The following is an 11,590-nucleotide window of genomic DNA, read 5'->3' as shown; positions in this document are numbered from 1 at the left end:
GGAGAACGTTTGCCGTACGATCAAACCTTGAAAACGGTGCTGCAGCTGTGGGCAACCATTGAGGAACGAAACAACATGTTAGAGATTAACGGGGTAAATATTCATGAACAACTCTTAGAAGCAGACAATTTTACTTTTTATTGTGGAACATAGGAAAAGAATAGAAAGTAAACGAGGACAATTGCGGTAGTTTACTACCGGAGTCTTCGCTACCTGCTGCGCTGCTTGTGTCTTGCCCTGCGAAAAACTTTATTGATGAGAAATCCGGGTTGACTTAACACTCGACGACGAAACTCATTTGTAGTGACCTTGCCGCCAAGAGATGATGAGTGCAAACAAAAAAAGAGGAGAATTGCAATAAATGATTAACCGAGATCCCGGTTTAAGGTAGTTATTGTCTTGTAACCACCGAGGTTTCGATTAAAAAGCTCTGCTATTTCTGAGGTTCATGAAAACGTAACCAAAGATTTACTTACACGTAAACAAGCGTTAATGTATTTTGATTTTTATTGTTTCTTAGTAATTATTCATCGAAGGTATAAAAGCTGTCAATTTACCTCGTACTGTAACTTTTCAAGAGTGCTCCAAATGTTTACAAGCTGACTGATTAGCAGATAAGCCCCGACTTCTGTATATCGGTATCCTGGGCGGGCAGATCGGGAATAGTCGGCGTGTTGCTGAAGAGTTACGTTTCTTATCACTAATTTCCACTCAAGGTTTTCCTTTGAAAAAGAAACTGCAACTCCTTTTTTGTTTATTCCTTGGCGGCTGTACAGGAATACCAGGCAATCTAGCTCCCATCCAGAACTTTGAGGTCAACCGATACCTGGGCACATGGTATGAAATTGCCAGGCTGGATCACTCTTTTGAACGCGGCCTCACCGATGTGAGTGCGGAATACAGCATGGCGCCCAACGATACGATCCGGGTTGTAAATCGCGGGTACTCAGTGCAAAAGGGTAAATGGAAAACCGCTGAAGGAGTGGCTAAGTTCGTCCAATCCCCAAATATTGGACACCTCAAGGTGAGTTTTTTCGGCCCTTTTTACGGATCATATATTATACTTGATATAGACAAAGAAACCTATCAATACGCTCTTGTCTGCGGTCCAAACAAGGAGTATCTCTGGATACTTTCAAGACAGCCCACTCTTGATAAACATGTTCTCTCACAACTGATAGCTCAAGCTCAGGCTATGGGATTCCCAACAGAGGAACTTATTATTGTACCCCATACAAAAAAATGACCATTTGCAGAGAATAGATTCTATCATTGAAACCAAAGGCATCACAATCTGGTACACAGATGGCAAGCGCCTCATTCTTCTCTCTATAAGCAAGAGCACTATCTCAGCTCCCGTGAACACAATTTTATAGGAAAAGTACAGTTCAGGACATTCGTCATGATACCTCCCCAGCTACCACCAAGAAGTCCAAATGCGCTCGACATGCTTGTGGGGCTGCTCGTCCTTTTTCTTCACCTGCCCACAATGGCGTTGGCAGACGACATTATACATCCCCGGCCATATCAACGAAAAATTCTCCTTACCGGTTTTACCAGGGCCAAGCAAATAATGACAGTAAGCAGCGAGGTGGCAGGAAAATGCCTCAAAGTCTTTGTCGATAAAGGAGACAACATCCCCCCATCAGGACAACTGGCAGCTATTGATTCAACCTTCTTAGTCCTTGATCTCCGCGCAAACAAACTGGCTCAAGAAAAAATACAACTACAGCTCGCCAACGAAAGAAAGACGTTGGAGCGGTATACCACTTTACACGGACAGAAATCAGTGCCCCAGGCTACCCTTGACGAGGTAAGCCTTAATGCGGAATTGCACCAAATCGCCTTGGAAAATCTCCGTAATGAACAGCGCCGTCTTGAAGAGCAGCAGACACGATATATTATACAAGCACCTCCAGGTTGGAAGGTTCTTGAACGGTTGGTTGAACCTGGAGAATTTGTCCAGTCGGGACAATCAATAGCACGGCTTGGAGACTACCGGCAGGTTATTGTCCCCCTCGCGTTGAGCATCAACGAACTGGAGTCGTTACGACAGACTCAAGATATTCCACTTTTGCTGCCAGACTTAAACACTACTGTCAGCGGAAAAATATATCGAATCTCACCGGGATTTGATGCAAAAATAAAAAAAATTCCGGTCGAATTGATCCTCGAAACCTCTGAAGTGATTACTCCAGAGATTCTTCGCGGCGGGCTACGGGTTCAACTCCATCTCAACCTGCAAGAGAAAAGCAACGTTTTTCTCCTGCCGCTTTCAGCAATAATCCAACGTTACGATGCACACTGGGTGGTCAGATCCGACGGAAAAAGAGAAAAAGTAATATTTCTTGGGACCTCGCAAGATGGTTTATCCGCCATCATTTCTGCTAAAGACCTGAGCACACAAGACAAACTGCTCAAAACCATACCACCAGATTTTAAGCCGTGATACAGCTCACCCCTCCATACCTGTATTTTTTCAGATGCCAAAGGTAAAACAAGCATGGATAACTTTATCCGGTTTACCCTAAAACAGAAAGTCGTTGTCAACCTGCTGTTTGTTCTGCTTATTGTCGTTGGTGCACTTACACTGCTCAAAGTACCGGTCGACCGTTATCCCAACATCCATTTTGGTAAAATGTATATCAACACCTTCTTTCCCGGTGGTTCTCCGGAAGAAGTAGAGACGCTCATTACCAAAGAAATAGAAACAGCCCTGCAAGATCTTGAAGATATCGAATATATCCGATCGGGAAGCTATCGGGAGCGCTCAAACATTGTTATTAAATTTACTGATGACAGTGATTATCTCAAACGCTTTGATGACGTACGTATCAAAGTCCTGGCAACCGCAAAAAAACTCCCCGAACTGGCAGACCCTCCGGTATTTAACTTCCTTGATGTAGGCGATTGGTTTCCTACCGTCAGTGTCAACATATCCGGACTGCACACAAACGCGACCCTCAAGCTGGTTGCAGAAGAAATTAAAATTCCTCTTTCCCTTATTCCAGGCGTCAGCAAAGTCAAGCTGCAGGGAGCATACACAAGAGAGTTTCATATTCTCCTTGATGCCGACAAGCTCAATCGATACGGAATTACCTTTGCAGAGGTTACCAGTGCCCTGGGCCTGGCTAATGTCTCTATTCCCGCTGGTCACGTACTCACAGGCGGTGGGGAATTTACCATCCGGGTTGACGAACAGTTTAAAACCAGAAGCCATGTTATTGACACAATTGTTCGAACTGATGCAGACGGCTCTTTCATACGTATCGGCGATATTATAGAGGATGCATTTCTCACCTCCCGGGAGCCCTATATACTGGCGTCAACCAATGGGGAAGAATGCGTGACGCTGCAGGTCCTAAAAAGTGATAACGGCAATGCGCTGCAGATTGCCAAGCAAGTAAAAAAGGTGATAAAGCAGCTCCAGCCGTTGTATGCAACAGAGGAGGTTACCCTTACCGTTACCCAGGACTCAAGCACCCGAATAAAAGATTCCATGCGCGTATTGGGAGTGAACCTGTTGGTTGGTACGGTTTTGGTCTGCGCTATGATCTGGATATTTATGGGATTTCGTAATGCTGCGCTAACAACCATAGGTATCCCTTTCGCGTTCCTTGTTACCCTGATTTTCATGGCCATTACAGGAAACTCAGTAAACGAGGTTTCTCTTTTTGCCTTTGTACTGGTTTCTGGAATTATCGTTGATGATGCAATAGTGGTTGTTGAAAATATTTATCGTCATATTCAGATGGGCCGGTCTGTAAATGATGCCATCATCAAAGGAACCTCTGAGGTTTTTTTACCTGTGGTCTCTGCAACGCTGACAACGGTTGCCGCTTTTTTACCTATGCTGTTAATGACCGGCATGGTCGGCGATTTTTTTGCGATCATCCCCAAGACCATTGTTTTTGCATTGCTCGCGTCCCTGCTCGAATGCCTGATTATTCTTCCCTGCCATTACCTTGAATTCGGCCATCGAACCCCAACTGAGAAAACGGCCAACCAAGACCATATCGAATCACCATGGAAAAGTTCTGAGGGACCGATAATGCGCGCAACCCGCTCCCTGCTCAACAGACTCATTCTCCTGGCGCTTCGCTTTCGTTTCACCTCACAATGCCTGCTGCTTCTCTTTTTTGTGGCTGCAGTGACTATTTTCGCGCTCTCTTTTCAAGGTAAATCGAATCTTGTTCGTATCCAGTTCTTCCCTGACAACTATTCCCTCTACTACGTCGAACTTTTTGGACCTTCCGGAACCCCGATTTTTGAAACCAACAAACTCCTCAAAAAAATCGCCAAAATACTCCACGATGAAGGCCGCGGCATGACAGAGTCTGCTCTAGGGTTTGCCGGCTACTATATCGATGACGATTTCACCCCACAGTACGGAAGTACGCTGGGCCATGTTGCAGTGACCTTGCCGTCATCAGGGCAAAGAAAATTTGCGGATTTCCCGGAAAATGACGTTATTGCTCACCTGCAATACATCAGAGACATGCTCCGTCCCCACATACCAGAACATTTCACCATGGTCGTCCGTCCTGAAAAAGACGGTCCACCAACCGGCAAAGACATCAGCATCCGCATCCTCGGCACCAATGACCAGAATGTTTCGCTGCTTGCGCAGCGTATTAACTCCTACCTGAAGAGCGAGAAGAGCGTCGCTCCCTGGCTCATGGATTTGAAAAATGACCAGGGGAAAAGTAATAAAATTTTCCGAATACAGGTACGCCGTGAAAAAGCTGCGGAGCTGGGCCTGGACCACACTAAAATTGCCCGTCTTGCTGCGACCATTGTCAACGGGCAAATTGTCGGCACCATGAAACTACCTGAAGAACAGGTTGATGTGCTGGTCAAAGTTGCTCAACCGAAAACAGTTGAACTGGCTAACATCTTGGACATACCCGTTATTGACCACCCCAGCGGTTCTATCAGGTTGCGCGATCTCTGTTCATTTGAATACACCCTGGAACCGGGGATTCTTAATCGGTTCCAGCAACAACGTGCCATAACCCTGACTGCTAATATTCAACCGGCTGCGCCCTACTCTCCGGCTATGGTGGTCAATCAAACCCAAGAATATTACAATACCATTCGTCACCAATACCCCGGTGCTACACTCATTTTTGCTGGAGAGCACGAATCGACTCAAAAATCTTTTCTCTCCCTGTCTATTGCTTTTGTTGTCGCCACCCTGCTTATTTATCTGATTCTAGCAGCACAATTCAGATCATATCTGCAGCCGTTGATTATTATTTCTGCCGTTATCTTTGCCCTCACAGGGGTAATTTTTGGTACTTTTTTATCCCGCACCCTCTTTACCATTAACAGCTTTGTGGCTATCATAGGCGTGACCGGTGTGGTGGTGAACGACTCTCTTGTCTTGGTGGCCTTCCTTAATTCCTGTTATGCAAAAAGTCGCAAAAGGCGCCAGGCGCTTTTATTGGCTACCAATACTCGCCTTCGCCCGATTCTCCTCACAACATTAACCACCACGTTGGGACTCTTGCCAATGGCCTTGGGTATACCGGAATATTCAAATGTATGGGGAAGCATGGCCATGACATTTGTTACAGGGCTCTGTACAGCAACAGTCCTGACGATTATAATCATACCCGTGCAATGGGATATAGTGGCCGGCTTACAGGATCACTCATATTTCGGAAAACTCCCCACAAATGCGCACAAACAAAGTCAACCGTAAACGTAACCATTACGGGTTGGTAACTATTTGATTTATTTTATCAAAACTTGTAAAATCTCCCAGGAGCTTCATATTTTGACAGGCGCGTTTTTTCGCAGGTAAACGAAGACTCCGGTAGCCGCCCAATACGGGAGGATAGTGACCGTCAAAAGAGGTACGCGACCAACGGGAGACTCCCTGGGGTGCCAGTGAGCAGTTACCCGTAAACAATTCAACTGAGGCACAATTATGCAGGAAAAGAAAATTAAACTCTACAGCTTGACAACATGCAGCTACTGTGCTGCTATAAAAAAAATGCTTGAGTCTCTTGAGGTTGCTCATGAATTTGTGGATGCGGATCTGCTTGATGGCGAGGCTCAACAAAATCTGCTCGATGAATTGCGATCGATCAACCCACAATGTTCTTTTCCCACCATCTTGATCGGAGAAACAGTTATAACCGGGTACAAAATCCAGGAGATCAAAGAAACCATCGGTATCCGTACCGAGGTAGACCTTCTTTACGAACAATTACAAAAGATCAATGAACCCAAAGGATATTATTTTAATCAGGATAAAGAGCGAACCTTTGACCTCCTTAGAGGCCTTTTAACCAACAAAGATCGGTATGGGTATATGTCTTGTCCCTGCAGGTTGGCATCAGGCAACAGGGAAACTGACCGGGATATCATCTGTCCATGTGCATACCGTAAGCCGGATGTTAAGGAGTTCGGCGCCTGTTATTGTGCACTCTATGTCTCTGAAGAATGGAACAGCAAAAAAATACCACAGCAACCTGTACCTGAGCGTCGAAGTACCGGGAATTAAAGTTGTCGGGCCAAGAACAATTCGCGTTGACTAAGGTCTTTCTTAGCAATACCAATCAGACAAAAAGCAGCTACAAGCGGTTCCTTCTGCTGACCGCATTGCGCGTACGTTGTTGTGGGACTATCTCATCTCGACAAGATACTTCCAGTAACGCCTGGGCATAAACTGCCGCTGGAGATCTAGGTTATTTCTGTCCTTATTTGCAATGGCTGTATGGAAAACTTTCCAAAGCTGCTGATAATGTCGTTCTTCTACGCTCAATCTTGATTCCGGAATTTCCCCATGTTGTCGTACATGATTGGTGAAGTCATCGTCAATATCAATTGATTGCAATACATTACCATCCCAATACATGGCGTGATTACGGCGGATGTCATGAAGAATCCACCGTCTATTTTTCAGCCGCTGTTTAAAATGGAGAGCACAGTGGCCAATTACCATGCAATCAGGTGCAAACGGAGCATATTGCAGGCCGTCTTCAAGTATTCGAAAACGAATAAGGCCTGTAAATCTATGGGCTTCAACATTAACTTTATGGGACAGATTATCAAGGTACCTGATTGAATCATGGGTGTAGAGCCGTGTAGCTTTAGCCCCATGTACCAGACACTCCCGAACCATTTGGTAAAGGTGGAACCCAACCTTACGGTCATCGCTCAAAAAACCGTTCACCGCAAAACGGGCTGCGGCTCCTTTAAGATTTTTTAAATATTCAAAAAGTCGAAGGGCTTGCTGGCTGTCAGTCTGTATTTGAACGAGTGAGTCAAAAATCTGTGGCGAATAGCATTGCTCAGCATAGATTCCGTGAATTTTTTGTTGTGATTTTACTGCTGCCGAAACAGCGTGCAACAGCCCTTCAAAGGAGCCATCGTGCAGGTAAACGACCGGATTCATTTCAAAAGAGCCGTAGCTGGCGACTGTTGTACTGCAACTTCTTTGAGCTGGGTGGCTCAGCCTTGCACATTGCACTAACGATATGTTGATGGGATAAACCAGCATCTCCAAGGTACTTGCCATTTAAAGTAATAAAGAATCTGGCCCTTTTAAAAACCATGCCAATCTTCTTCAGGTCTTGTTCGCGAATGGCAGCGACCCTGCGAGTCTTGATAATACGTCTCGCTGACGTAATTCCGATACCTGGAACGCGAAGCAACTCTTCATAACTTGCACGGTTAATATCAATGGGAAAGAGGTCAAAATTACGCAGAGCCCAAGCCGCTTTTGGATCTAGTCGCTCATCAAGATTGGGAAAGGCTGGGGAGAGAATCTCGTGCGCTTGAAATTTATAGAACCTGAGTAGCCAGTCAGCCTGATAAAGGCGATGTTCCCGCACAAGAGGAGGCGCTGTTGATACAGCAGGAAGCAAAGGGCCGTCATTTACAGCAATGTAGGCTGAATAGTAGACTCGCTTTAAACTCATTTTATTGTAGAGATTTTCGGTCAAATTAAGGATCTGCAAATCACTCTCTGCTGATGCTCCGACTATCATCTGGGTAGTTTGTCCTGCCGGACAGAAATGTGGAGCATTTCTCGTCTTTTTCCGTTCAAGCTTAAAACCGTTAAAATTCTCGCCGATCTGCTTCATCGGGGCAAGTATACCCTGTTTCGACTTTTGAGGAGCAAGCCGTTTGAGTGATGCCTCTGAGGGTAATTCTATGTTGACGCTCATCCTATCAGCTAGAAAACCCGCCTGATGCACCAAATCGTTGGCAGCTCCTGGGATAACTTTAAGATGAATATAGCCGTTAAATCGATACTTTTGACGTAAAAGTCGGCAGACCTCAACCATATCCGCCATGGTTTTATCCGGAGACGCATAAACTGCCGAGCTTAAAAAAAGCCCTTCAATATAGTTGCGCAAATAAAAATTGATGGTGAGATCAGCAATTTCTTCTGGGGTAAATGTGGCGCGGGCCAGATTGTTGGATCGACGGTTAATGCAATAACCGCAATCGTATACACATGCATTGGACATCAAAATTTTGAGCAACGATATACACCTGCCATCTGCAGACCAGCTATGGCAGATACCGCTCATGGCCGCATTACCGGTTCCATCAGGCGCAGATGTTCTGCTGCTCCCGCTTGAGGAGCATGATGCATCATACTTTGCGGCATCTGCCAAAATTTGTATTTTATCTGCTATCTTCATGCACCATTTTTTCAGTGTGTAACACTGGCAGTGTTGGTGTGGATATTCAAATCTTGCTCACAGTGCAGTCTATTTTGCCATACATGGTATATCATGGAGTGACAAACCCTCATTTTTTCCACCGGCATCTCTTTTTTATTACAATATACACCCGAACCGCCACATTCGGATATAAAATGGTTGTGAATAATTTTCACATCTGAAGGAAGGGCCCCGTAGTTTGCTCATTCTCTTGTTTTTATCCATTGCCCACAACAATGGCGACAAATCTCGAAGTAAACATTTTCGATATCCCATTTTTTTCCTTTTACGTTAATCAGTATTCGTTAATGGAATTCTTGTTTCTTCCTCTTTCGTGGTTTACTGTATGATATCGAGAGTTTTCATAGCAAAGGAGAAAATGATGATGACAAATGAGCAAGAAAAAATACGGATTGGGATCAGTTCCTGCCTTCTGGGCAACGAAGTTCGTTATAATGGTGGTCATCAACGGGACCGATACATAACGGACACCCTGTCCAACTATTTTGACTTTGTCCCTGTTTGTCCGGAAGTAGAATGCGGATTGCCGGTCCCCCGTGAATCTATGCGCCTTGTCGGTAATCCGGAAGCCCCTCGTCTGCTGACCAGTAAAACCGGAGTTGACCATACAGAAAGAATGCTGAAATGGGCTGCAAAACGTGTTCGAGAGCTGGAAAAAGAGGGCCTCTGCGGATTTATCTTTAAGAGTAAATCGCCCTCTTCAGGGATGGAGCGGGTTAAGGTATATGGGAAAAACAACAGCCCTCAAAATGTAGGCGTTGGGATGTTTGCCAGAGCCTTTATGGACCATTTTCCTCTACTGCCAGTTGAGGAAGAAGGTCGCCTCCATGACATGATCCTCCGTGAAAATTTCATAGAATCAGTTTTTGTCTACCGACGATGGCGCGATACCCTTGCCGACCCCACCCCTGGTAATCTCGTCAACTTTCACACGCACCATAAAATGCTTCTCCGCGCACACAGTGAAAAGCATTATCGAGAACTCGGGCATGTGGTCGCTCAGGCAGGTAGCCTTGATTCTGATTCCCTGCTTGCCGCTTACCAAACCTCCCTTATGGCGGCAATGAAGCTCAAGCCAACGGTCAAAAAGCATGTGAACGTCCTCTTGCACATAATGGGACACTTTAAAAAACTGCTTTCTAAAGATGAAAAACAGGAGCTTCTTGAGGTCATTGACAATTTCAAGGAACACCATGTGCCCCTCATTGTACCGATAACCCTGCTGAACCACTACGTAAGGAAATACGATGAACAGTATTTACAACAGCAATACTACCTAAAACCTCATCCTATTGAGCTGAGACTCCGTAACCATGCCTGAGACTACGCCCGCAAAAAAAATATTTATATCTGGTGCCACCGGGTATATCGGTAGAAGACTCACCAGGCTGCTGCTCGCTTCTGCACATTATGATATACGCATTTTGGTACGGAATCGCGCCAAAGTCCAACAATCCATTGCCGATCAGGTCGACGTCTGGGAGGGAAGCACCTTTGAAAAAGACCTGCTGGTAAAAAGTCTGCAGGGAGTTGACACTGCATTTTACCTGATCCACTCCATGGGCTCAGACAAGGATTATCAGCAGCTTGACCGTTTAAGTGCTGAAAATTTCCGCGACGCATGTATAGAAGCAGGAGTAAGGAGGGTCGTCTACTTGGGCGGCCTGGGGGTTAAACAAAATGCCAGCAAACACCTGCTCAGTCGTATCGAAACCGGAGAAATCCTCAGCGCACGTCCGGAGTGTATCCAAACCATCTGGCTGCGGGCAGGTGTTATCATTGGCTCAGGCAGTGCCAGTTTTGAAATTATCCGCAATTTAACGCAGAAACTGCCGTTGATGATAACCCCGCTGTGGGTAAGAACCCAAACCCAACCCATTGGTGTAGACGATGTCCTAGCCTATCTGGAATCGTCTATCTCGCTGACACATCCTGATGACCTTGTGGTTGATATTGGTTCAGAACAGCTCAGTTTTCAACAAATGATGCAGCAGGCTGCAGCAACAATGGGACTAAAGAGAAAACTTATCCCTGTTCCGGTGCTCTCTCCTCGGTTATCTTCCTACTGGTTAATTCTTTTTACACCCATCCCATACAAACTGGCTGCAGCCCTGGTTGAAGGGCTAAAAAGTGAGACCATCCTCCAAAATGACAATGCAGCACGATATTACAGCGATATACACCCTCTTCCTTTTCGCGAAACGGTTCGTCGCGCAATGGATGAACTTGAGCAGAATTATGTTATCAGTCGCTGGTGCGACAGCAGTGGCCAAAAAGCATGTGATATTAAAGATTTTGATGACCCAACCGGGGCTATTTTACGCGACATACGTGTTGTTGGCTATCAACATGGGGAAAAGCAGGTATCGGTTTTTCAAGCAGCATGCTCTATCGGCGGACCAAATGGATGGTTCCGATACGATATCCTCTGGCGCCTTCGCGGATTGATGGACAAACTTATCGGTGGCTACGGACTGAATAGAGGGCGTCGCCAGGATAAAGAATTACGGGTTGGCGATGCGCTTGATTTCTGGAAGGTTGCAGATATTAAACCAGGAAAACGGCTGCTGTTGTACGCGCAGATGAAATTACCAGGTCAGGCATGGCTAGAATTTGACGTTCAACCTGAGCAGCTCGTGCAAACAGCCCACTTTATCCCTCGGGGGCTTCTTGGCAGACTCTACTGGTATGCTATTCTGCCGATTCATTATTTTGTGTTTACAGATCTTGCAAAAACCATTGTAAAAGCAGCCCGAGAAGAGGATGATAAAATAATGTATAAGTGATCCGAGTGGCGAAATTCAAAATTTTCTACTTCCGTATCATAATGCACTCTCCCGGCTAGCCAGAGGAATTTGTTTATCGTCAACAGCATGTTGTAG

Annotated in this window: 9 protein-coding genes; 7 read left to right on the top strand and 2 right to left on the bottom strand. The window is 45.5% G+C overall.

The features are described from left to right. The first annotated feature begins 9 nt into the window (after nt 1–9). The 5 genes from ACHZCY_RS02430 (at nt 10) to ACHZCY_RS02410 (ending at nt 6,514) form a co-directional block, all read left to right on the top strand. A complete protein-coding gene (locus tag ACHZCY_RS02430; protein WP_319547710.1) occupies nt 10–153 on the top strand; it encodes a hypothetical protein in 144 nt (47 codons plus the stop codon). A gap of 571 nt (nt 154–724) precedes the next feature. Beyond that, on the top strand, nt 725–1,246 hold the full coding sequence (locus ACHZCY_RS02425) for a lipocalin family protein (protein ID WP_205221276.1): 522 nt from the start codon (nt 725–727) through the stop codon (nt 1,244–1,246). A gap of 156 nt (nt 1,247–1,402) precedes the next feature. After that, the gene (locus ACHZCY_RS02420) at nt 1,403–2,449 is read left to right on the top strand and encodes an efflux RND transporter periplasmic adaptor subunit (protein ID WP_205221275.1); all 1,047 of its coding nucleotides are present in this window, start codon (nt 1,403–1,405) and stop codon (nt 2,447–2,449) included. Nucleotides 2,450–2,503: 54 nt separating this feature from the next. Next, nucleotides 2,504–5,707 carry an efflux RND transporter permease subunit gene (locus tag ACHZCY_RS02415; RefSeq protein ID WP_319547709.1) on the top strand — a complete coding sequence of 1,068 codons (3,204 nt, stop codon included), beginning with the start codon at nt 2,504–2,506 and terminating at the stop codon, nt 5,705–5,707. 228 nt (nt 5,708–5,935) lie between these two features. Then, nucleotides 5,936–6,514, top strand: a complete 579-nt coding sequence (locus ACHZCY_RS02410) for a ferredoxin-thioredoxin reductase catalytic domain-containing protein (protein ID WP_319547708.1) — start codon at nt 5,936–5,938, stop codon at nt 6,512–6,514. A gap of 120 nt (nt 6,515–6,634) precedes the next feature. Here ACHZCY_RS02410 and ACHZCY_RS02405 read toward each other — a convergent pair whose 3' ends face one another. Beyond that, complete coding sequence (locus ACHZCY_RS02405; RefSeq protein ID WP_319547707.1) at nt 6,635–7,408, bottom strand: TIGR03915 family putative DNA repair protein; 774 nt, start codon at nt 7,406–7,408, stop codon at nt 6,635–6,637. A gap of 1 nt (nt 7,409) precedes the next feature. Then, a complete protein-coding gene (locus tag ACHZCY_RS02400; RefSeq protein ID WP_319547706.1) occupies nt 7,410–8,666 on the bottom strand; it encodes a putative DNA modification/repair radical SAM protein in 1,257 nt (418 codons plus the stop codon). A gap of 400 nt (nt 8,667–9,066) precedes the next feature. Here ACHZCY_RS02400 and ACHZCY_RS02395 point away from each other — a divergent pair, with 400 nt between their 5' ends. Continuing rightward, nucleotides 9,067–10,029: a YbgA family protein gene (locus ACHZCY_RS02395; protein ID WP_319547705.1), complete on the top strand. Its 963-nt coding sequence runs from the start codon at nt 9,067–9,069 to the stop codon at nt 10,027–10,029. Continuing rightward, a complete protein-coding gene (locus ACHZCY_RS02390) occupies nt 10,022–11,494 on the top strand; it encodes an SDR family oxidoreductase (protein WP_319547704.1) in 1,473 nt (490 codons plus the stop codon). Before ACHZCY_RS02395 ends, ACHZCY_RS02390 begins: the two co-directional genes overlap by 8 nt. The last annotated feature ends 96 nt before the right edge of the window (nt 11,495–11,590 follow it).

Origin of the sequence: Desulfogranum marinum (genome assembly GCF_963675105.2) — a bacterium.
In the GTDB taxonomy this organism is placed as follows: domain Bacteria; phylum Desulfobacterota; class Desulfobulbia; order Desulfobulbales; family Desulfobulbaceae; genus Desulfogranum; species Desulfogranum marinum.
Note: the sequence above shows the minus strand (reverse complement) of the source record. Positions and strands in the feature narration are given on the sequence as shown.